The organism is Mycobacterium sp. SMC-4 (assembly GCF_050205565.1).
GTDB lineage: Bacteria > Actinomycetota > Actinomycetes > Mycobacteriales > Mycobacteriaceae > Mycobacterium.
On sequence record NZ_JBNMQU010000016.1, the window covers coordinates 28741 to 50965 of the forward strand.

The following is a 22225-nucleotide window of genomic DNA, read 5'->3' on the forward strand; positions in this document are numbered from 1 at the left end:
TCACTTGATCGCAATGGGACTGACAGGGGCCCCGACCGCACCGACGACCTTCAACGGCGGTGCGACGAGCTGGAATTCGTAGACGCCGTCGGCGGCGCAGTCCGCGGCCAGCGGGCCGAGATCCCAGTACTCGCCGAGCATCAACCCCATGTCGCGCAGGCAGAGCATGTGCATCGGCAGGAAGGTGCCCTCGATGCCGTTGCCCGGGTCCGGGTCCTCGACCATCAGATTGTCGGCGGCCACGGCGGCCACGTCGCGCTCGTGCAGCCACGCCGCACACGTCCAGTCCAGACCCGCGCCGGGCTCGGTGCCTTCGCCGGTGGACAGGAACCGGGTCCACCACCCGGTGTGGACGACAACAACGTCCCCGGAACGGATCTCGACCTTCTGCCGGGCGGCGATCTCGTCGAGTTCGTCGGGGGTGATGGTGGTGCCCGGTTCGCAGAACGTCTCGGCACCGCGGTGGGCGACCACGTCGAGCAGCACCCCGCGAGACGTGATGCCCTTGACGTCGACCTTCTCGATGCCCAGGTGGAACGCGCCGAAGCTGGTGACCGAGTCCGCCGGGTAGCCGTTGTAGAGCTTGTCCTCGTAGTACACGTGCGACAACGCATCCCACTGGGTCGCGGCCTGCAGCGGCATCACGATCATGTCGTCGTTGAACCGGAATGGGTTGTCGGCGAAGAACGCGCTCATGTCGGCTGCCACGGCGTTGCGCAGCCACTGCGGTCCGTACTCGACGAGCGTGGAGGCGTCGCCGCCGTCGACGGTCATCGTGTGCACGGGGTTCTGCCGGAATTTGAACGCGCCCTGCGGGCCGCCGGCGCTGAAGTCCCCGCCCAACGAGATGACCTTGCCGCTCTTGACGGTGGCCGCGGCCTCGGCGACCTTCTCGCGCGTGATGAAGTTCAGCGTGCCGAGTTCGTCGTCGCTTCCCCACCGGCCCCAGTTGCGGACCTGATCGGCCATCCGCCGGAAATCGGTCATACTGCCGGCCACGTCAACTCCTCTGTTTCGCTTCGGATTCAGCGTTCTGAGCAAGAAACCGCTCGGCGGAGATGCCGCCGTCGGCCCACACCACCTGCCCGGTGACGTAGCCGGCAGCGCGGCTGCCGAGGAAGACCAGCAGCGCAGCCTGCTCCTCGGGGGTCGACACCCGGCCCAGGGGTGCGCTGAACGAGTCGAGGTACTGCTGGCCGTACCTCGACCGCAGCTGGTCGAGGATCGGGGTCTCCGTAACCCCTGGTGCGCTGCAGTTGACCCGGATGCCTCGCGGACCCAGTTCCACGGCTTTACGCATCCCGTAGAGGATGATCGCCTCCTTGGACTGGCGGTAACCGCCGTCGGCCAACGCATCGGGATGCTCCGCGCACCACTGCAGACCCTCGTCCACCGAGGTGGTGTCGAGCAGCCCGGCGGTCACGTGCGCGTGGTCGCGGTACCCCGACGCGGCCAACGACGACACGTTGGTGATCGCCGACCCCTCGGGCATGCGGTCGATCAGCGCCTCGGTGAACTGCCGCATGCCCAGGAAGTTGATCCGCATGACCAGCACCGGGTCGCCGATGCCCGAGGAGACCCCCGCGATGTTGAACAGTGCATGAACCTCGCCGTCGACGGCGGCGGCCGCAGCGGCCACCGACGCCGGGTCGGCCAGGTCGACGGCCACGAATTCTCTTGCTGCCGACGTTTGTTCGGGCTCTCGCAGGTCCAGCCCGGTGACTCGGGCGCCCAGCGCGGCCAACTGGTCGGCCACCCGGGCGCCGATCCCGGAGGCGCAGCCGGTGACCACGACGTGTCTGCCGTCGTAGCGCACCAGCTCATCCAGTGCGCCCACGTCAGCCCGAGGCCTCCTTGACCGCCCTGGCCTGCTTCTCCTGCTCCGCGGCCTTGACGCGGCCCTCGTTGATCTCGGCCATGGCCTCGGGGATCTCACCGGCGGTGAACTTGCCGCCCCGACCTGTCGGAAGGCCGCCGAACGCATATGTCTCGTCGAACATCGGCGCCTCCGAAGGCCGGCGACGCGCCTCGACCTTCTCGATCACCGGCTCGAGCCGCTTGGCCTTGTCCTTGACGGCCTTCTCGTCGCGCTCGATGAACTCGGGCAGGATCTCCTTGCCCATGATCTCGATGGACTCCATGGTGCCCTCGTGGCTGCGCGGATTGAGCAGCAGGATGATCTCGTCGACGCCGCTGGCCTCGTAGCCGCGCAGGAACTCCCGCACCGTCTCCGGGGAACCGATCGCGCCGCGGCCGGGGCCGTATGCCAGCGTCGGGTCCTCCTTGACGGCCTTCTCGTAGAGCTCCCACACGCCGGTGCGACCCGGGGTGTGCATGCCGTTGACGTAGTAATGCATGATGCCGAACGAGAAGAACCCGCCGCCGATGCCGAGACGCTTGAGCGCCTCTTCGTCGGACTTGGCCACCATCATCGACAGGTCACCGCCGATGGCCAGGATGTTCGGGTTGATCGCCGGGGTGACCGGGGCGCCCGCCTCTTCGAATTCCTTGTAGTACCCGTCGACGCGCGTCTTGAGCGCTTCGGGACCGGTGTAGGCGAAACTCAGTGCGCCGATCGCTTTCTGGGCCGCCATCTGCACTGACGAGGGACGGGTGCAGGCGACCCACACCGGCGGGTGCGGGTTCTGCAGCGGCTTGGGGATGACGTTTCGGGCGGCCATCTCGACGTGCTCACCCTTGAAGCCGGTGAACGGCGCCTCGGTCATACAGCGGATCGAGACCTCCAGCGCCTCTTCCCACATGGTGCGTTTGTCGGCCGGGTCGATGTTGAACCCACCGAGCTCGGCCACCGACGATCCCTCACCGGTGCCGAATTCGACGCGGCCGTTGGACAGGTGGTCCAGTGTCGCGACGCGCTCGGCGATGCGGGCCGGGTGGTTGATCGGCGGCGGCAGGTGCATGACGCCGAAGCCCAGCCGGATGTTCTTGGTGCGCTGGCTGGCTGCGGCCAGGAACATTTCGGGGGCGGTGGAGTGGCAGTACTCCTCGAGGAAGTGGTGCTCGGTCAGCCACACCGTCGAGAACCCGGCCTTGTCGGCGAGTTCCACCTCGTCGAGGCCGTGCTGGAACAGCTGGTGCTCGTCGTCCTCGGACCATGGCCGCGGCAGTGGGAACTCGTAGAACAGGGAAATCTTCACTTCTGTTTACCTCCTTGAAGATTCGGGGCTATCGATGGCTGACGGGGGTTGGTGATCAGGGCTCGCGGCCGCGCCGGTACCTGCTATGTGTTTGACCGCGACGTAGCCGAACGTCATCGCCGGGCCGATCGTGGCGCCGGCACCGGCATAACTGCGTCCCATGACTGCGGCCGAGGCGTTGCCCACGGCGTACAGCCCGCGGATCGGCGAATCGTCGGCCCGCAGCACCCGGGCGTGCTCGTCGGTGCGCAGTCCGCCCGAGGTCCCGAGGTCTCCGAGGATGATCTGGAACGCGTAGTACGGCGGCTTGCCGAGCGGGTGCAGGTTCGGGTTGGGCAGCGTGGGATCGCCGTAATAGTTGTCGTAGGCGCTGTCGCCGCGGTTGAAGTCGTCGTCGTGGCCGCGGCGGGCCAGTTCGTTGAAGCGTTCAGCGGTCGCACGCAGCTGGTCGGCCGGAACCCCGATCTTTTCGGCCAGCTCCTCGAAGCTGCTGCCTTCGCACACCACCCCGGAGTCCAACCACGCCTTGGGCACCTTCCACCCGGTCGGCACCGGGGCGAACGGGATCTTCGGCAGCGGAAGGTGACCCGCGACGACGTAGCGGTGGAACGACCGGATGTCGGTGATCAGCCAGCACGGGATGTGGGTGACTCCGGAGCGCTCGCCATCGATCATCGCGTGGGCGAAATCCATGTACGGGGCGGCCTCGTTGATGAAGCGCTTGCCCTCGCCGTTGACGACGAACTGCGACGGCATCATCCGTTCGTTGAGCATGAACTGCAGGCGCCCGTCGGGCCAGCAGATCGCGGGGAACCACCAGGCCTCGTCGAGCAGTTCGGTGGATCCGCCCACCTTCTCCCCGGCCCGGATGCCGTCACCGGTGGCGACCGGGTTGCCGAAGCTCCAGTCCTTGTCGCCGGCCAGGTCGCGGACGCGTTTGAGTTCGGGCAGGTGCTCGAGCCGCCATGCCATGTCGTGGTCGAATCCTCCGCTGGCCAGGATCACGCCGCGGCGGGCCTGGATGCGCTGGGCCACGCCGTCGCGTTCGATGACCGCGCCGATCACGCTGCCGTCGACATCGGCGATCAGCTCGGTCATCGGCGCGTTGAGCCACAGCGGGATGTCGCGCTCTTTCATCGCCAGGCGCAGACGCGCGGCAAGCGACTGCCCGATCGCGGCCATCCGGTCGCCGAAGACCCGCGCGCGCACCATCCGCCAGATCAGCTTCAGCAGCACCGCTTTGCCGCGCCAGTTCTGCCGGACCTGATAGAACAGCCGCAGATCCTTCGGCGCGAACCAGATACCCTTGGGCGCCATCGCCAGGGGTGCCAGCAGGTTCTGTTCCTCGTCGCCGAGCACCCGCAGGTCGATCTCGGGCACGTTGATCGTGCTGCCCAGCGCCGAGCCGCCGGGCAGCTCCGGGTAGTAGTCGGCGTATCCGGGCTTCCACACGAATTCCAGCCACGGACTGAGCTTTTCGAGGAACTCCATCATCTCCGGCGCCGCGTCCACATAGGCACGCAGCCGGGCATCGCTGACGAGTCCGCCGGTGATTTCCTTGAGGTAGCCGAACACGTCGTCGGGGTTGGGCACGTAGCCTTCGCGGCGTTGCGACGGCGCGCCCGGTACCCAGATCCCGCCGCCCGACAACGCGGTGGAGCCGCCGAAGCGCGGCGCCTTCTCCACCACCAGGGTGTTCAGCCCCTCGGCCCGGGCGGCCAGCGCGGCGGTCATGCCGCCGCCACCGGACCCGATCACCAGGACATCGGTGACGTGGTCGAAGGGCTGGAGTGCTGGCGAATTCATCAGGTGGACACCGCCGTTCGGATCGCGAATCCCGCGATCAGGTCGGGGGCAGCACGGTAGAACCGGCTGCCGGTCTGATAAGGACCTTGCGCGGCCTGCGCGGCGAACGCCGCCACCCAGGTGCGGACTTCGTGGGCCGAGTTGCCGGCCTGCGCGGCGATCCAGGTGTTGTCCCACGCGTCGACCTCGGCGAGGCGACCGGTGTCGACCAGATCGAGGAACGCCTGATCCCACTCGGGGTTCAACGGCGCCAGGGCGCCGGCACCGGCGGCGAACTGGCGTGCCGCCTCCATCACCGCGGTCTGCCGGGCCTGGCGTTGTTCGGTCGTCATCGGCACCCCGCGCACGATGCGGTCCAGGGCCGCCGGGGGTGCGGTCGCCAGCGTGGGTACGGGCGGGTCGTGGGACAGCCCACCGGAGCCGATGACCAGCACGCGCTTGCCGAGGGTGGCCAGAAACGCGCCGACGGCATCACCGAGTGCCCGGACCCGTCGCATCGGACCCAGCGGGGTGGCCACCGAGTTGACGAACACCGGGATCACCGGCTTGGTGGTCGCGTCGCCGAAGAGTTTCTGCAACGGCTGGACGGTGCCGTGGTCCACGTCCATCTCCGCCGACAGCGCCACATCGACATCGGCGTCCAGCACCGCGCGGGCGCAGTCGGTCGCCAATTCGGCCGGGACGTCCAGCGGTCCGGCGTAGGTGCCGTAGTCGCCGACGCCGCGAGCGGCGGTGCCGATGCAGAACGGCGGCATCGCACGGTAGAAGAAGCCGTTGTAATGGTCGGGCGAAAAGGTCACGACCAGTTCAGGATCGAAGGCCGCCACGAACTCGCGGGCGACCGTGATCGCCGACTCGATGTCGTCAAGGAGTTCCGCTGACGGTCCCGGAAGATCCAGCAGCGGACTGTGCGACATGGCGCACAGCGCGATCTGACTTGCCATCCGAACTCGGGCCTCCTTCCTGGGTCAGATGGAGCACGCCGAACAGCGCCTGCGAGACCTCGGGTGCGCGCTGGGCGATGCAGGCCCCGGCGATGCAGCGGTCGGGACGCAGGAACAGCACCGAATCGGTGTAGACGTCGAACCACGACTTCAGCGCTCCGGTGCGGTCGCCGATGACGACGACGTCGGGATCGTCGTGTCCCGTCCAGTGCAGCTGGGTCATCGGGCGGGCTTCGATGAAGGTGGCGCCGAGGGCTTTCCACCGGCTGAAGGCGGCTTCGCCGAGGACGGCGCGAATGTTGTTGCTCCAGCACAGGACTGCGAAGCCGGGGCCGATGACATCGTCGAGTCGCACGTCGGACCGGTCGCGGGTGTCGACGCGCGGCTGGATGAACAGCGTGCCCGTCGGCGAGTTCGGGCTGGCCGGCTGCGCGTGGTGCACCGCGCCCTGCAGGTACCTGGGCATCGGCTTGAACCGCATCTCGAGCACGTAGCGCTTCAGGGTGGGGACCACCGAGGCGGCGTGGATCACCCGGTCGCGGAGCGCGGCCACGCGGCGGTTCGTCGGTGAGATGACCCGGCCCACCATGGTCGACAGATCGATCATGGCGCGCGCGTGCTTGCGGCGCTCGACGTCGTAGGTGTCGAGCAGCGCGTCGCCGGCCTGCCCGCTGACCACCGCGGCGAGTTTCCAGCCCAGGTTCGCCGCGTCGCGGATGCCGCTGTTGTAGCCCTGGCCCTGCCACACCGGCATCAGATGTGCGGCGTCGCCGGCCAGCAACAACCGGCCCTTGCGGAACGAGCCCGCGATGCGCGAATGGTGGGTGTACACCCGGTGCCGGATCATGTCGACGCGTTCCGGGTACGGCACCAGCTGTCCGAGCATCTGGCGGACGAACGCGGGATCGTCGGCCTGCTCATCGGTTTCGTGAGGGTGGATGAGGAACTCGAAGCGCCGGATGCCGTGCGCGATCGCGATGGACACATACGGGCGCCGAGGATCGGCGCCGACCTCGCTGTTGGGGTGGCCCAGCGGGTCGTTGGCGCAGTCCACGACCAGCCAGCGCGTCGAGGAGGTGGTGCCGTCGAACGACACCCCCATCAGGCGTCGGGTGGCGCTGCGGCCGCCGTCGCAGCCGACGACGTACCGTGCGGTGACGGGTGGTTGACCGTCGGCGAACTCGACGGTGACCACGTCACCGTCGTCGGTGCAGTTGCTCATGCGGTGCCCGAACCGCACATCGACGGTGTCGAAGCGGCCGAGGCCGGCGAACAGTTCCGCGTCGACCATCGGCTGGACGAAGCCGTTGCGCTTGGGCCAGCCGAAACGCGCGTCGGGCGGGGCCATTTCGGCCAGCAGTTTGCGGTCGCCGTCGAAGAACCGAAGGATCTGGTTGGGCACCGTGTGCGGCAGCACGTTGTCGACCAGGCCGATCGACTGGAACGTGCGCAGCGCCTCGTCGTCGAGCCCCACCCCGCGCGGATAGTCGATCAGGGTGTCGCGCTCGTCGACGACCAGAGTGCGGATCTTCTGCTGCCCGAGGATGTTCGCCAACGTCAGGCCGGACGGTCCAGCGCCGACGATGACGACGTCGACGTCGGTGAGCTGCGCCGTCGAGGTCATGCGCGCCCCAGCAGGAAGTCCAGATGGAGCCGGTCGAACGTCTTGGGGTCCTCGTACTGCGGCCAGTGCCCGCAGCCGGGCATCACCTCGAACCGCGCACCGGGGATCATCGAGGCGATGCGGCGGCCTTCGTCGACGTCGGCCGTCGGGTCGTCGCTGGTCCAGACAACCAGCGTGGGGGTGGTGATGGACCCGTAGTCCTCGGGGCGGATCAGGTTGCGGGCGCGGATCTCGGGGTCCTGCAACGCCATGATGTCCCGCATCGCGTCGGCGAAGCCGGGCTGGCGGTAGACGCGCTGCCGGCTGGCGACGATGTCGTCGTAGTCCTTGGACTTGTCGGCCATCAGCCATTTGATGCGCGCCTGCACGGTGTCCCAGGTCGGATTCTCGGCCGCCGCCATCGACAACGTGATGATGCGCTGCATCACCTCGGGGTCGGCTTGAGATCCGCCGGCGGTGTTGAGCACCAGGCGGTCGAGTCGGTCGGCGTGGTCGACCGCCATTCGCGAGGCGACCCACCCGCCCAGCGACTCGCCGCTGATGTGGGCCCGCTGCGCGCCGATCGCGTCGAGGAACGCGACGAGATGGTCGACGTAGTGCGGGATTTCGAGGGGATGCCCGGGTTTGTCGGTGTAGCCGTGGCCCAGCATGTCGATCGACCAGGTCGAGAAGTGCTGGGCGTGAGCCTCGAGGTTGCGGACGTAGGCCTCGGCGTGTCCGCCGGAGCCGTGCAGGAACACCAACGCCGGCTTGGAGGTGTCGCCGGCATGCAGATAGCGAGTGCGCACTCCCCCTGCGTCGAGATACCCCTGGGAGAACGCGACGCCCTGCAGGTCGCTCCACACGCTCTCGAACTCCGTCACCGCACTCCCTTTCCGGCCTGGAAACCCTTGACGGCGAGAATCGTATTCTCGTATTTTGTAAGCGTCTCGCTCATTTATCGCACATCCATGTGCACTATAGTTAGAGCATCACTCTCACGGCGGGTTTCTGTCAAGGAAGGTCCGTATGACTCGAGCGTCCGGCGAATCGGCTTCCTCCGGCGCCGACAGCGCAGCAGCTGCCGGTGCCGCCGTGCCCGGTTCGCAGACGCTGGCTCGCGGACTGAGCGCGCTCCAACTGGTCGCGAGCTCCCCCACCGGGTTGACCGTCACTCAGGTCGCCGACGACATCGGCGTGCACCGCACGATCGCCTACCGGCTGTTGAGCACGCTCGCGCAGTTCCGCTTCATCGCCAAGGGCGAGGACGGCCGCTACCGCTCGGCTGCGGCCCTGGCACTGCTCGGCGCATCGTTCGACAACAACGTCCGCCAGTTGTGCGTGCCGACGCTGCGCGCCCTGGCCGACGAACTGGGCACCACGGTGTCGCTGCTGGTCGCCGAGGGTGACCAGCAGGTCGCCATCGCGGTCATGGCACCGACCAACGTCTACTACCAGCTCTCCTTCCACGAGGGCAGCCGCTACCCGCTCGAGCGCGGCGCGGCAGGGGTCGCTCTGCTGGCCAGCATGCCTCCGCGACCGGGGGAACGGGACCTCGTCGAGCAAGCCCGCAAACAGGGGTGGGTGATCACCCACGGCGAGGTGGAGCCGAACACCTACGGTCTGGCAGTACCGGTTCGGCGCCGGCCACCGTCGCCGCCCACCTGCATCAACCTGATCTCGCACCGCGAAGACGTCGTCGAACGCGGCCGCGACGCCGTCCTCAAGGCAGCCCATGAGCTGTCAGCAGTGCTGTCCTGACCCCGACGCTGGAAGAAGGGAACACCGGTGACCGACTGGGACCACGAGGTGGACGTCGTCGTGCTCGGCAGTGGAGGCGCGGGACTGACCGCCGCGCTCACCGCTGCGGCACAGGGCGCTTCCGTCGAGGTGTATGAGAAGGCGGCAACCGTCGGCGGCACCACCGCCGTGTCGGGAGGAATCGTCTGGATTCCCGCGCACAACCGGTCCCCCGACGGAGAGCTGAGCGTCGAGGACGCACTGGCCTATCTGCACGCCCAGTCCCTCGGCGTCATGGACGACGACCTGGTGGAGACGTTCGTCCGCACCGGCACGCCGATGCTCGACTTCGTCGAGGCGCACAGCGACCTGCGGTTCGAAGTCGCCGAGGGCTTCCCGGATTACAAGCCCGAGCTACCCGGCGGGCGGCCCGGCGGTGGTCGTTCGCTGAACACGAAGCCGTTCGACCTCTCGACGCTCGGGCAGTGGCGCGACCGCATCACCTCGTTCCCCGCGGATTTCAGCAACGTCGGTATCGACGCCGAGACCCGCGCGCGCATCCACGCCTCGCTCGATGACGACGACGCCGGTGACTACTGCGTGGCGGGGACGTCGTTGATCGCGGGTCTACTCAAAGGGTTGCTCGACCTCGGCGTCACACCGCACACCGAGGCCCGGGCGACCGAACTCTTCACCGATGCACTCGGCGTCACCGGAGTACGAATTGAGCTGAGCGGCAATGAGGTCCGGGTGCGGGCTCGCCGTGCGGTGATCCTCGGTACCGGCGGGTTCGAATGGGATCCGCGGTTGGTGGAGGCCTATCTGCGTGGCCCGATGCGCGGAGCGGTGTCCCCGCCCAACAACACCGGTGACGGGTTGCGGATGGCCATGGCCCTCGGCGCGGACCTGGCCAACATGGGCGAGGCGTGGTGGGTGCCGATCGTGCAGATCCCCGGCGACACGTTCGAAGGTCATCCCCGCAGCCGCAGCGTCCGACTCGAGCGCACCCGCCCGCGCAGCATCATCGTCAACCGGGCCGGTAAGCGCTTCGTCAACGAAGCCGGCGAGTACAACTCGATGGCCGGCCCATTCCACTACCTCGACCCGAAGCTGGGCTACGCCAACGACCCGGCGTGGATCGTGTTCGACTCGCTGCACCTGAAGAACTACGGGTTCCTCGGCGTCGACCCGGACGGTCCGGTGCCCGAATGGTTCTGCCAGTCAGGGGATCTCACCGAACTCGGCGAGAAGACCGGCATCGACGCCGACGGGTTGGCCCGCACGCTCGAGGCGTGGAACGCCAACGTGGCCGCCGAACACGACCCCGAGTTCGGTCGCGGCGCCAGCGCCTATGACGGCTACTGGGGTGACACCAACGCCCCTACCACCGCCGGGAAGACCCTCGGACCGATCGACACCGCGCCGTACTACGCGGTACCGGTATCGGTCGGTGCGATGGGCACCAAGGGCGGTCCGCGCACCGATCGCGACGGCCGCGTGCTGCACGTCTCGGGCACCGCGATCACCGGGCTGTTCGCCGCCGGCAACGCCATGGCCGGCGCGACCGGAAAGGCCTACGGCGGGGCGGGCGGAACACTCGGTCCGGCAATGGTTTTCGGCTACCGCGCCGGCTATACCGCGGCCACCGGCCGGTCGGCTACCTGAGCACCCTCACCGGTCGGCCTGCCCGGCGATGAGCCGGGCGGCCGCCGCGTAGGCGTTCGACGTCCCGTCGGCCACCGCGGCAGCGAGCTGGTCGAGGTCGGCGTGTTCACGCAGCAGCGTCTGGGCCAGCGACAGGATCTGCGAGCGGGCCCGCGCGGTCCGCCGGGACGCGTCGTCGGTCCGATGGGTGGCCTCGATGACGTCGATGAGTTCCTCGATACCCTCACCGCGCGCCGCGATCAGTTTCACGATCGGCGCGGCGGTCTCGGCCCGCAGATCGCGGACGGTCTGGTCGGCGCCCTCGCGGTCGGCCTTGTTGACCGCGACGATGTCGGCGACCTCGAGCAGGCCGGCCTTGGCCGCCTGCACGGCGTCACCCGCCCCGGGATTCAGGACGACGACCGTCGGGTCGGCGACCGCGGCGATCTCGATCTCGGACTGCCCGACGCCGACGGATTCGAGGATCACCAGGTCGTAGGCCAGCGCCGACAACAGCGTGATCGATGCCGGCACGGCAGCGGCCAGGCCGCCCAGATGGCCGCGGCTGGCCACCGACCGGATCAGCACCTCGGGATCGTTGATGTGCGCGGCCATCCGGATCCGGTCGCCGAGCAGCGCACCACCGCTGTACGGCGAGGACGGATCGACGGCCAGCACGGCGACCCGCATACCGCGGCTACGGTATGCCCCGACCAGCGCCCCCACCGTGGTCGATTTGCCGGCACCCGGAGGACCGGTGATCCCGACGACCCGGGCCGGCGCCACGTCGCCCAGGGCGTCGAGCACCTCGTCGCGCCGGTCGCTTTCCACATAGCTGAGCAGACGACCGGTGGCTCTGAGCGATCCGCTGCGGGCCGCAGTCACGAGCTCGTCGATGGTCACGACTGGAACAGTACGCAGACCACTCACCTCGTTTCATCCGTTCCCGTGCTGAATGGAGAATGTTATTCTCCCAGCACGAGAGTCCGCGTTTCAAGGAGGGTCACACGCATGGAGATCGCCGGCAGTTCGGCAGTGGTCGTTGGTGGCGCGGGTGGCCTCGGCGAGGCGACAGTGCGTCGGTTGCACGACGCCGGCGCCAAGGTGGTCGTCGCCGACCTCGCCGATGAGAGGGGCAAGGAGCTCGAGAAGGAGCTCGGCGTGCGTTACGTCCGCACCGATGCCACCTCCGAGGACTCGGTCAACGAGGCGATCGCCGTCGCCGAAGCGCTTGCACCGCTGCGGATCACGGTCGACACCCACGGCGGCCCGGCCAGCGGTGGCCGCCTGATCGGCAAGGACGGCTCACCGCTGGACCTGGAGGGCTTCCGGACGACCATCGAGTTCTATCTGACGGCGGTGTTCAACGTCATGCGGTTGTCCGCGGCGGCCATCGCCAAGACCGAACCGCTGGACGAGGGTGCACGCGGCGTCATCATCACCACCGCGTCGATCGCGGGCATGGAGGGTCAGATCGGGCAGCTGCCGTATTCGGCAGCCAAGGGCGGCGTACTGGGAATGACGCTCGTCGCCGCGCGTGACCTGTCACCGTTGGGGATTCGCGTCGTCACCATTGCGCCGGGCACCATCAACACCCCCGCGTACGGCAAGGCGGCCGACCAGCTCGAGCAGTACTGGGGCCCGCAGGTGCCGTTCCCCAAGCGCATGGGCCGGTCCACGGAGTACGCACGGCTTGCACAGAGCATCGTCGAAAACGACTACCTCAACGGCGAGGTCATCCGCCTCGACGGGGCACTGCGCTTCCCGCCGAAATGAGCGGTGGGGACGGGGGTCGCCCGCTGCACGGGCGGGTGGCCTTCGTCGCGGGGGCCAGCCGTGGCATCGGAGCGACCGTCGCCCGGGCGTTGGCCGAGGCGGGCGCCGCTGTGGCGGTCGCTGCGCGTTCGGAGGTCGAGGGCAAGCTGCCGGGCACCATCGGTGCTGTGGCGCAAGGGATTAGCGATGCGGGCGGGCAGGCGCTGCCGGTGCGCTGCGACGTCACCAGCGAAGAATCCGTCGAACACGCCGTCGATCGGACGGTCGCGGAGTTCGGCGGGATCGACATCTTGGTGGCGAATGCGGGCGTGCTCTGGATGGGACCTGTCGAGACCACCCCGCTCAAACGCTGGCAATTGTGCCTCGACGTCAACACCACGGGTGTCTTCCTGGTGACCAAGGCCGTCATTCCGCATGTGCGGGCCCGCGGCGGGGGTTCGCTGATCGCGGTGACGACCACCGGGGTGACGATGACCGATTACGGCGCCAATGCCTACTGGGTGTCCAAGGCCGCGACCGAACGTCTGTATCTGGGGCTGGCCAGCGATCTGAAGGCCGACAACATCGCGGTCAATTGTCTGAGCCCGTCGCGGGTGGTGTTGACCGAGGGCTGGCAGGCCGGTGGCGGGGGTGTCGAGATCCCGCCCGAGATGGTCGAGCCACCCGAGGCCATGGCCCGCGCCGCGGTGCTTTTAGCCCAGCAAGACGCCTCCGGGATCACCGGAACCATCCAGCGTTCCGAAGAGCTGGATCTCCGCTAGCCTCGTTTTGCCGAGCGCGCGTGTCTGTCCCCCAACACGCCGAGGGCAGGCGGCATTTCACGCGCGCTCGATCGGCGCGAGCGCGCGCACTCTCTTGACGGCTTGCCGGCTGTCGACCGGTATTCGGCATTCCGCGCGCGCTCGGTCGCCGCGAGCGCGCGCGAAATGCACGAGAATTACGGCGTGTCGAGGGACAGACACGCGCGCTCGCGCAAACTAGTGGAGCGCTCTATTTCTTGGCGATCAGGCCGTCGACGATCCTGTTGAAATCCGTTGTCCCGAAGGACACGTACTCAGCGAGGTTCGCGTAGTCCAGCGACGCCATCACCGACTTCTCCAGCTGGATGTTCATCAGCCGCTTCGTGGCCTCGACCGCCTGCTGCGGCAGCTCGATCATCTTCTTGGCACACGCGATCGCCTCGGCGAGCGGATCCTCGACGACGTGGTTGGCCAGACCGAGCTCGACCGCGCGCTGGGCTTTGATCCGGACACCGGTCAGCGCGAACTCCTTGGCCTGCAACAGACTGATCTGCGAACCCCACACCAGCGGACCGCCGTCGGCGGCCACCAGACCGATCGACACATGCGGGTCGGCGAAGAACGCGTTCTCGGCGATGTAGACGACATCCGACAGCGCGGCCAGACTGCAGCCCAGACCGACCGCCGGGCCGTTGACCGCCGCAATGACCGGGATACGACAGCGCACCATGCCGATCACCAGATCGCGGCCGTGCTTGATGGTCTTCTGGCGCAGCGCTTCGTCGTTGCGGAGCTCGTCGAGATAGTTGAAGTCGCCGCCGGCCGAAAACGCCCGGCCCGCACCGGTGATGACGGCAGCTCGCGCGCCGGTGTCTTCGTTGAGTTCCTCCCAGATCTTGGCCAACCCCACGTGCAGGTTGTCGTTGACCGCGTTGAGGTCGTCCGGCCGGTTCAATGTGATGATGCGCAGCGCACCGTCGGACTGAACGTCGATTTCATCTGGCATGCCGTACATTTGGGGTCTCACAGTCCTAGGATTCGTTGCGCGATGATGTTCTTCTGAATTTGCGACGTGCCGCCCATGACGCTCTGCGCGCGGCTGTACATGTAGGCGCCGAACATCTCCTCGTCGGCGGTGCCGACGGTCTTCAGCGCGGCATGGCCCACCGACTGTTCGGTCCACGTCATCAGCAGCTTGTCCAGCGACCCCTGCGGGCCGTGGGTGATGCCGTCGAGTTGCTCGGAAAGCCGCCGACGCACATGCAGCCGCAACATCTCGGTCTGCACCCACGCCCAGGACAGCTCCTCCGGCGGAGCTCCGTCCACGCGGGACGCCAACTGCCGCACCGTTTTTCCGTACCGCGCCGAGAAGCCCAGGGTGGAGGGTTCGCGCTCGTGGCTGACGACCGTCATCGCCAGCTTCCAGCCCTCCCCCGGCGCGCCGACCATGTTCTCGACCGGCACGCGGGCGCCGTCGAAGCTGACCTGGCCGAACTCCTTGGTGACGCCGCTGATCATCTTCAGCGGCCGCTGCTCGATGCCGGGCTGGTGCATGCTGACGATGAACGCCGAGATGCCTTTGTGTTTCGGCACGTCCTTGTCGGTGCGGGCCAGCACCAGGCACCAGTCGGCGACGTCGGAGTAGCTGGTCCAGATCTTGTGCCCGTGGATGACGTACTCGTCACCTTCCCGCACCGCGGTGGTGGTCAGCGACGCCAGATCCGATCCGGCGCCCGGCTCGGAGAAGCCCTGGCACCACCGCTCGGTGCCGTTGATCATGCCGGGCAGAAAACGCTGCCGAAGTTCTTCGCTGCCATGGTGACTCAGGCCGACGACGAGGTATCCCAGGCTGGGACGCGCCGGCGCACCGGCCTTGGCGATCTCCTCATCGACGATCACGTCGTACACCGGTGGAAGATCCTGGCCGCCGTACGCCTTCGGCCACGAGGTGCCGAAGAACCCGGCCTGGAACAGTGCCTGGTGCCACTCACCGGCCTTGGCCCAGTAGGCGTCACCGGAGGTCGGGAACTTGCCCTTCTGCTCGGTCAGCCAGCCGCGCAGCCGTTCCCGGAACGCGGCCTCGTCGGGCGAGTCACGAAAGTCCAATGGTCAGCTCCTCCAGATTCACCGGCCACGCCTCGGTGGCGGCCAGCACTCGTCGTAGGTACACATGGGCCAGGCATTCCCAGGTGTTGCCGATGCCGCCGTGCACCTGGATCGAGGTCTCGCACACCGTCATGGCGGCCCGCGCGGTGTAGATCTTGGCCACCCGGCCGGCTTCGATCGCCTCGGCGACCGGCAGTTCGTCGACCGCCCACGCGGCATGCCGGGCCACGCTGATCGACCCCTCGATCAGGGCCAGGCTTTCCGCCAGCAGGTGCGCGACGGCCTGATAGGAACCGATGGTCGCGCCGTACTGCGACCGCACTTTGGCGTACTCGGTGGCCAGCGCATGGGTTCCGCGGGCGGCGCCGAGGATGTCCGCGGTGGTGGCGGTCAGGGCCAGCGCGTACCAGCGGCCCGCATCCTCCTCGGAAAGCTCCTCGAGCTCGGCCGGCGATTCCGCCACGCCGGTGAGGCTGTTGGTGAGGTCGACGGTCGGCGCCGACGACGACGGACCGCTCACCTCCCGACCGAGGCGCCGCTGCAGATCGTCGATCAACAGCGGTCCGACGAAGGGCACGTCGACCAGGCCGCGGCCGAACTCCTCGGCCACCAAGGCGACCTCGACCGCCGACGCGCCGTCCGACCGGAGGGTGCGGAAGCCGGTCGCGTCGACGGCCTTCTCGAGACGCCCGATGCGGGCGTCGTCGTCCAGTTCGGCGACCGAGCCCGGCCCCAGGTCGGCGGCCAGTCCTGCAGCGGCGTCACGCAGTTGTCGTTGTTCACTTGTCAAGCGGACGTCCACGGTTTCCTCCGTTCTTCGCGCGAGCGCTCATCACTCGCTCCCGTAACACTCGGCGAAGCGCTTTGCCTGATGGCAGGCGCGGGATCTCGTCGACGAAAACGACGCGGCTGGGCTTCTTGTACGAGGCGAGGCGATCTGCCACCAGGCCGGCGAGTTCTTCGGGGTCGACGGCGCCGGCGGCTTTGACCGCGGCGACGATGGCCTCGCCGTCGGCTGACGGCACACCGAACACCGCGCAGTCCTCGACGGCGGGATGACCGTGCAGCACGGCTTCGACCTCTGCCGGGGCTACTTGGAACGCGCGCACCTTGATCATCTCCTTGGCGCGGTCGGTGATCCGCAGCCAGCCGTCGGCGTCCATGGTGCCGACGTCGCCGGTGCGGTACCAGTGGCCGGAAAACGCTTCGGCTGTGGATGATTCGGGCAGGTACCCGGCCATCGCGGCGTCGGAGCGCACTTGGATCTCCCCCTCGACGCCGGGCGCGACCGGCTCACCCGACTCCAGCGAGACGATTCGTACCTGCACGCCCTCCACGGCGCGCCCGACGGTGTCCAGATGTGCGCCGTCGAGATCGTTGCAGGAGATCACCGGCAGTTCGCTGGCACCGTACGCCGTCACCCATTTCACTCCGGTGCGGGCGGAGACTGCATGGGCGACGCTCTCGGTGACGGGCGTGGCGCACCACATGACGTAACGCAGGGAGCTCAAATCGTGCCGTTCCAGGCCCGGATGGGCCGAGAGCGCCAATGCGATGGGAGCGACGGCCATTTCGATCGTGATGCGGTCGGTCTCGATGTGCCGCAGCATGGCGTCGATGTCGAACCTGCGGTGCAGACGGATCCAGGCCCCGGTGTCGAGTGCCATCACGATGTTGAGCAGGCCGAGGATGTGCGACGGCGGCGTCATGATCTGGAGACGATCGGCCGAGGTCAACTGCAGGCCTGCGCGCCAGTGCCGCACCGCGGCAGCCAGTGACCCGTGGGTGTGGCGCACGCCTTTCGGCATTCCGGTGGTGCCCGAGCTGAAGACGATGACCGCATCGGCGGCGGGGTCGACCGGCCTCGGAGTCAGTTGGACCGGGGCGACCGGCTCGTCGAGGTGCAGCATCGGCATCACGTCGGACAGCACCGGGTGGTCGCCGACGGCGTGCGTGGGATCGGTCAGCGACACGGCGTGATCCACCTCCGCGCGCTTCCACGCGGGGCTCAACAACACCGCGGCAGCGCCGAGCTGCCAGATCGCGCGCAGCGCCACGACGAACTCGGGCCGGTTCGACGACATCAGCGCCACCCGGGCGCCCTCCCCCACGCCGCGGCGCCGAAGCGTCGCGGCCATGCCCGCTGTCAGCGCGTCGAGGTCGGCGAGGCTATATTCACGGTCCTCGTAGGTGAGCGCCACGGCTGCAGTCATGTCGCTCCCTTCCGGGGGATGGATGTTTGGTGACAAGGATGAGAGGGGTACCGTGCGTCGGCGAGAATATTATTCTCCTATTATCAGAATGACAATGTCGAGCGCGGGCCGTACGGCCCCCACGCACCGGTAGGGACTGCAGTGACAGAGCCGAGTGACGCCCAGGGCACCATCACGATCAAGCTGGATGGCAGCACCGCGTCGGTGGCCGCCCGACCGAACGAGACGCTTCTGGAGAGCGCGCGCCGCGCCGGTATGGGTCCGCCGTTCTCGTGCGAAGCCGGCAACTGCGGTACCTGCATGGCGCTGGTGACAGAAGGCAAGGCCACGATGCGGGTCAACGATGCGCTGACCGAGGATGAGGTCGAGGGCGGATATGTCCTGACCTGCCAGGCGGTTCCGGAGACCCCGTCGGTATCGGTCACCTACGACGACTGAGCCGCCGCCCCGGAGTGCTCGTCGAGCCGCGGGGCCGGCTGGTACACCGGCTCGTAGCCCTCGATCCTGATGGGGCTGCCGACCAGCCGGAAGTCACCTGCGGTGACCAGCACCTCGGGAGTGGCGCGCAGGGCCTCGGGCAGCGTGCGCACCGCGGCCGCGGGGATACCGAGCGGCCGCAGCCGGGCCTCCCAATTGGCCGCCGTGTCTCCGGACAGCGCCGCGGAGACCAGTGCCAGCACCTCTTCTCGGTGGGCCGCCCGCTCGGCCATCGCGGGAAAGCCCTCGATGCCCGCCTCGCGCGAGAACGCCGCCCAGAACGCGTCGTGGGTGATGAACAGCGCCAGGAATCCCTCTGCGGTCGGAAACAGCTGCGCCGGAACGTAGTAGGAGTGCGCGCCGTATGGGTGGCGTTGCGGCTCGACGCCGTCGTTGAGGTACGCCGCCGCCCGGTAGTTCAACTGCGACAGCATCACGTCCCGCAGACACACGTCGACCTGTCCGCCTCGACCGGACACGATCTGGGCCAGCAGGCCCAGCGCCGCGGTCAAACCGGTGGAGTTGTCCGCCGACGAGTAACCCGGCAGCGTCGGCGGGCCCTCGGGGTCGCCGGTCATCGCAGCCACCCCGGTGCCCGCCTGGATGACGTAGTCGAACGCGGGGTCGTCGCCGCCGTTGAGACCGAAACCCGTCATCGCCACGCACACGATGCGTTCGTTGTACTGCTTCAGCGAGTCGTAGGTCAGCCCGAGTCGGCGGATCGCCGACGGCTTCATGTTGACCAGCAGCGCGTGGGAGTCCGCGACCAGCGCACCGAGCCGGGCGCGTCCCTCCTCCGAGCGCAGGTCGAGGCACACGCTGCGCTTGTTGCGATTCAGGCTGGCGAAATAGCTGTCGCTGACCTGACGGGAGATCTCCCCGCCCGGAGGTTCGATCTTGATGACCTCGGCGCCGAGATCGGCGAGCATCATCGTGGCGTACGGCCCGGCCAGCATCACGCCGACCTCGAGAATCCGGATGCCGGCCAGAGGTGCCGAGGTGGTCATTGCACAGCTTTGGCGAGTTCGGCGATCACCTCACGGGTGCGGTACTTCGACGCGACGAGCTCGTCACGCGTCTCCCCGATGGGCAACAGCCGCACAGACAGATCCGTCACGCCGGCGTCGGCGAACTGCTTGAACCGGGCCAAGATCGACTCTTCGTCACCGGCCGCGCACAGGTCGCCGACATTGCGGGCGTCACCGCGGTCGAGCAACCGCTGATAGTTCGGTGAGGTCTCGGCTTCGGCGAGGATGCGGTTGGCCCGCTCCTTGGCCGCATCGATCTCGGAGTTCGCACACAAGCAGACCGGGATGCCGGCCACGATGCGCGGTGCAGGACGCCCAGCCTCGGCGGCGGCCTTGTTGATCTTGGGTGCGATGTGCTCGCCAATCGCCTTCTCGTCGGCCATCCACAGCACGGTACCGTCAGCGCGTTCCCCGGCGATCTGCAGCATCACCGGGCCCAGCGCGGCCACCAGCACCGGCAGCGGCTGCTCGGCGCCCAGGACGGTGGGATTGTGCACGGTGAAGGTGTCGTTCTCCACGTCCACGTCGCCCGGGCCGGCCAAGGCGGCGTTCAACACCTCGAGGTAATCACGGGTGTAGGCCGCCGGCTTGTCGTAGGGCAGCCCCAGCATGTCGCGCACGATCCAGTGGTGCGACGGGCCGACCCCCAGCGCAAGGCGCCCACCGGCCATCGCATGCACCGAGAGGGCCTGACGAGCCAGGGCGATCGGGTGCTGCGCCTGCAACGGCACCACGGCGGTGCCCAGTTCGATGCGCGACGTGTGCGCCGCCATCAGCGCCACCATGGTCAAGCAGTCGAAGTCGTTGGGCACCTGCGGCATCCACGCGGTGTCCAGGCCGGCCGACTCCGCCCACTCGATGTCGGCCACCAGCTTGCTGACCTTGCGCGCCATGTCGCCGCGCTCGGCCCCGATCATCACTCCGAGTCTCATGTGTCAGCTTCCTCCAGCAAGCGTGCGGTCACTGCGCGGTCTGCTTGGTCAGCTCGCGCACGTCCCGGACCAGGTCGTCGAGCGAGGTTCCGGTCGGAAAGACCGCCGCGGCGCCGGCGTCGAGCAGCTTCTGGACGTCACCCTGCGGGATGGTGCCGCCGACGACGACGGCGATGTCACCGGCGTCGGCGGCGCGCAGCGCGTCGACGGTACGCGCGGTCAGCGCGACGTGCGCCCCGGACAGGATCGAAAGTCCGACCAGCGCAACATCTTCCTGCAGCGCGATGGACACGATGTCTTCGATGCGCTGCCGGATCCCGGTGTAGATGACCTCGAACCCGGCGTCGCGCAACGCCCGCGCGACGATCTTGGCGCCACGGTCGTGACCGTCGAGGCCGGGCTTGGCGACGAGCACACGGACCGGCTGTGCGGTAGCGGAATCAGCCATCTCTAGAACACCACCGGTTGCCGGAACTCGCCCCACACGGACTTCAACGTCGAGACCATTTCTCCCACAGTGCAATAGGCATTCGCACAGTCGATCAGGTTGTGCATCAGGTTGGCGTCCCCTTCGGCGGCCCGGGCCAGCGCGGCAAGGGCCTCCTTGACCGCGACGTCGCTACGCTCGGCCTTGACCTTCGCCAGCCGCTTGAGCTGGGTGTCGCGGCCTTCGGCGTCGAGCTCGTAGGTGGCGATGTCCGGCGGTGGCTCGTCCACGACGAACTTGTTCACGCCGACCACCGGACGCTCCCCGGATTCGACCTCCTGGTGGATCTTGAACGCCTCGTCGGCGATCAGCCCCTGCAGGTACCCGTCCTCGATGCAGCGCACCATGCCGCCGTGGGTCTCCAGGTCGTGCATGATCTCGATGATCTTCTCTTCGGTGGCGTCGGTCAGCGCCTCGACGAAGTACGACCCGCCGAGCGGATCGGCGACCTTGGTCACCCCGGTCTCGTAGGCCAGGATCTGCTGCGTGCGCAGGGCCAGGGTGGCCGACTCCTCGCTGGGCAGCGCGAACGGTTCGTCCCAGGCCGCGGTGAACATCGACTGCACGCCGCCGAGCACGGCGGCCATGGCCTCATAGGCCACCCGGACCAGGTTGTTGCGGGCCTGCGGTGCGTACAGCGACGCGCCGCCGGCGACACAGCCGAAGCGGAACATCGACGCCTTGTCCGTCGTCGCGCCGTAGCGCTCGCGCACGATGGTGGCCCACCGCCGGCGACCGGCGCGGTACTTGGCGATCTCTTCGAAGAAGTCGCCGTGGGTGTAGAAGAAGAACGAGATCTGCGGGGCGAACTTGTCGATGGTCATCCGGCCGCGCTCGACCACGGTGTCGCAGTAGGTGACGCCGTCGGCCAGGGTGAACGCCATCTCCTGCACCGCGTTGGCGCCGGCGTCGCGGAAATGCGCCCCGGCCACCGAGATCGCGTTGAATCGCGGCACCTCGGCAGCACAGAACTCGATGGTGTCGGCGATCAGCCGCAGCGACGGTTCCGGCGGCCAGATCCACGTGCCGCGCGAGGCGTACTCCTTGAGGATGTCGTTCTGGATGGTGCCGGTCAGCTTCTCCCGCGGCACCCCCTTCTTCTCCGCCGCCGCGACGTAGAAGGCCAGCAGGATCGCGGCGGTGCCGTTGATGGTGAAGCTGGTGCTGATGGACTCGAGCGGAATGCTGTCGAAGAGGATCTCCGCGTCGGCGAGCGTGTCGACGGCGACACCGACACGGCCGACCTCTTCGCCGTACTCCGGATCGTCGGAGTCGTATCCGCACTGGGTCGGCAGGTCGAGCGCCACCGACAGACCGGTGCCACCCTGGTCGAGCAGGTACCGGTAGCGACGGTTGGACTCCTCGGCGGTGCCGAATCCCGAGTACTGGCGGAAAGTCCACGTCTTGCCGCGGTAGCCGGAGGCGAAGTTGCCGCGAGTGAACGGGTAGGTGCCCGGCGATGGCGGATCTGCCGACCGATCGCCCGGCCCGTACACGGGTTCCAGCGGAATGCCCGACGGTGTCTGTACTGGCTCGCTCATCGCTGGATAACGTACTTGCAAAAAATGAGA

At 68.0% G+C, this 22225-nt stretch carries 21 protein-coding genes; 5 read left to right on the forward strand and 16 right to left on the reverse strand.

Annotated features, from left to right (window positions below; all coding sequences use genetic code 11):
* From ACQI46_RS23825 to ACQI46_RS23855, 7 genes are read right to left on the reverse strand one after another with little or no spacing between them, the layout of a single operon-like run.
* On the reverse strand, window positions 1–999 hold the full coding sequence (locus tag ACQI46_RS23825; RefSeq protein ID WP_427096520.1) for a cyclase family protein: 999 nt from the start codon (window positions 997–999) through the stop codon (window positions 1–3).
* A gap of 1 nt (window position 1000) precedes the next feature.
* Window positions 1001–1837 (reverse strand): coniferyl-alcohol dehydrogenase, encoded by an 837-nt coding sequence (locus ACQI46_RS23830; protein WP_427096521.1) that lies wholly within the window; start codon window positions 1835–1837, stop codon window positions 1001–1003.
* A gap of 1 nt (window position 1838) precedes the next feature.
* The gene (locus ACQI46_RS23835; protein WP_427096522.1) at window positions 1839–3158 is read right to left on the reverse strand and encodes an LLM class flavin-dependent oxidoreductase; all 1320 of its coding nucleotides are present in this window, start codon (window positions 3156–3158) and stop codon (window positions 1839–1841) included.
* Between the two features lie 6 nt (window positions 3159–3164).
* Window positions 3165–4964, reverse strand: a complete 1800-nt coding sequence (locus tag ACQI46_RS23840; RefSeq protein WP_427096523.1) for an FAD-binding protein — start codon at window positions 4962–4964, stop codon at window positions 3165–3167.
* Complete coding sequence (locus ACQI46_RS23845; protein ID WP_427096600.1) at window positions 4964–5881, reverse strand: 3-carboxyethylcatechol 2,3-dioxygenase; 918 nt, start codon at window positions 5879–5881, stop codon at window positions 4964–4966. The genes ACQI46_RS23840 and ACQI46_RS23845 overlap by 1 nt, the downstream gene beginning before the upstream one ends.
* A complete protein-coding gene (locus tag ACQI46_RS23850; RefSeq protein ID WP_427096524.1) occupies window positions 5829–7532 on the reverse strand; it encodes a bifunctional 3-(3-hydroxy-phenyl)propionate/3-hydroxycinnamic acid hydroxylase in 1704 nt (567 codons plus the stop codon). Before ACQI46_RS23850 ends, ACQI46_RS23845 begins: the two co-directional genes overlap by 53 nt.
* Entirely contained in the window at window positions 7529–8395 is an 867-nt protein-coding gene (locus ACQI46_RS23855; RefSeq protein ID WP_427096525.1) for an alpha/beta fold hydrolase, read from the reverse strand. The genes ACQI46_RS23850 and ACQI46_RS23855 overlap by 4 nt, the downstream gene beginning before the upstream one ends.
* Window positions 8396–8540: 145 nt before the next feature.
* Between ACQI46_RS23855 and ACQI46_RS23860 the strand changes: the two genes are divergently transcribed.
* Both ACQI46_RS23860 and ACQI46_RS23865 read left to right on the forward strand, forming a co-directional pair.
* Window positions 8541–9272, forward strand: a complete 732-nt coding sequence (locus tag ACQI46_RS23860) for an IclR family transcriptional regulator (RefSeq protein WP_427096526.1) — start codon at window positions 8541–8543, stop codon at window positions 9270–9272.
* Window positions 9273–9299: 27 nt separating this feature from the next.
* Window positions 9300–10916, forward strand: coding sequence for an FAD-dependent oxidoreductase (locus ACQI46_RS23865; RefSeq protein ID WP_427096527.1), 1617 nt, complete (start codon window positions 9300–9302; stop codon window positions 10914–10916).
* Between the two features lie 6 nt (window positions 10917–10922).
* On the opposite strand, the gene meaB is transcribed toward ACQI46_RS23865, so the two are convergent.
* Window positions 10923–11798 (reverse strand): methylmalonyl Co-A mutase-associated GTPase MeaB, encoded by an 876-nt coding sequence (meaB, locus tag ACQI46_RS23870; RefSeq protein WP_427096528.1) that lies wholly within the window; start codon window positions 11796–11798, stop codon window positions 10923–10925.
* Window positions 11799–11906: 108 nt separating this feature from the next.
* On the opposite strand from meaB, the gene ACQI46_RS23875 reads away from it, so the two are divergent.
* Window positions 11907–12671, forward strand: coding sequence for an SDR family NAD(P)-dependent oxidoreductase (locus ACQI46_RS23875; protein WP_427096529.1), 765 nt, complete (start codon window positions 11907–11909; stop codon window positions 12669–12671).
* The gene (locus ACQI46_RS23880; RefSeq protein WP_427096530.1) at window positions 12668–13432 is read left to right on the forward strand and encodes an SDR family NAD(P)-dependent oxidoreductase; all 765 of its coding nucleotides are present in this window, start codon (window positions 12668–12670) and stop codon (window positions 13430–13432) included. Before ACQI46_RS23875 ends, ACQI46_RS23880 begins: the two co-directional genes overlap by 4 nt.
* Before the next feature lie 229 nt (window positions 13433–13661).
* Here ACQI46_RS23880 and ACQI46_RS23885 read toward each other — a convergent pair whose 3' ends face one another.
* The 4 genes from ACQI46_RS23885 to ACQI46_RS23900 are packed head-to-tail and all read right to left on the reverse strand — an operon-like array spanning window position 13662 to window position 17730.
* A complete protein-coding gene (locus ACQI46_RS23885; RefSeq protein WP_427096601.1) occupies window positions 13662–14426 on the reverse strand; it encodes an enoyl-CoA hydratase/isomerase family protein in 765 nt (254 codons plus the stop codon).
* Window positions 14427–14434: 8 nt separating this feature from the next.
* Entirely contained in the window at window positions 14435–15517 is a 1083-nt protein-coding gene (locus ACQI46_RS23890) for an acyl-CoA dehydrogenase family protein (RefSeq protein WP_427096531.1), read from the reverse strand.
* The gene (locus ACQI46_RS23895) at window positions 15504–16319 is read right to left on the reverse strand and encodes an acyl-CoA dehydrogenase family protein (protein WP_427096532.1); all 816 of its coding nucleotides are present in this window, start codon (window positions 16317–16319) and stop codon (window positions 15504–15506) included. Before ACQI46_RS23895 ends, ACQI46_RS23890 begins: the two co-directional genes overlap by 14 nt.
* Window positions 16297–17730, reverse strand: coding sequence for a class I adenylate-forming enzyme family protein (locus ACQI46_RS23900; RefSeq protein WP_427096533.1), 1434 nt, complete (start codon window positions 17728–17730; stop codon window positions 16297–16299). Before ACQI46_RS23900 ends, ACQI46_RS23895 begins: the two co-directional genes overlap by 23 nt.
* 141 nt (window positions 17731–17871) lie before the next feature.
* On the opposite strand from ACQI46_RS23900, the gene ACQI46_RS23905 reads away from it, so the two are divergent.
* Window positions 17872–18168: a 2Fe-2S iron-sulfur cluster-binding protein gene (locus ACQI46_RS23905; protein WP_427096534.1), complete on the forward strand. Its 297-nt coding sequence runs from the start codon at window positions 17872–17874 to the stop codon at window positions 18166–18168.
* Here the strand turns inward: ACQI46_RS23905 and ACQI46_RS23910 are convergent.
* The 4 genes from ACQI46_RS23910 to ACQI46_RS23925 are packed head-to-tail and all read right to left on the reverse strand — an operon-like array spanning window position 18156 to window position 22195.
* Window positions 18156–19214, reverse strand: coding sequence for a CaiB/BaiF CoA transferase family protein (locus ACQI46_RS23910; protein WP_427096535.1), 1059 nt, complete (start codon window positions 19212–19214; stop codon window positions 18156–18158). The genes ACQI46_RS23905 and ACQI46_RS23910 overlap by 13 nt on opposite strands.
* Window positions 19211–20167, reverse strand: coding sequence for an LLM class F420-dependent oxidoreductase (locus ACQI46_RS23915; RefSeq protein ID WP_427096536.1), 957 nt, complete (start codon window positions 20165–20167; stop codon window positions 19211–19213). Before ACQI46_RS23915 ends, ACQI46_RS23910 begins: the two co-directional genes overlap by 4 nt.
* Before the next feature lie 28 nt (window positions 20168–20195).
* A complete protein-coding gene (locus ACQI46_RS23920; RefSeq protein ID WP_427096537.1) occupies window positions 20196–20615 on the reverse strand; it encodes a cobalamin B12-binding domain-containing protein in 420 nt (139 codons plus the stop codon).
* A gap of 2 nt (window positions 20616–20617) precedes the next feature.
* Window positions 20618–22195, reverse strand: coding sequence for a methylmalonyl-CoA mutase family protein (locus ACQI46_RS23925; RefSeq protein WP_427096538.1), 1578 nt, complete (start codon window positions 22193–22195; stop codon window positions 20618–20620).
* Window positions 22196–22225 lie beyond the last annotated feature (30 nt).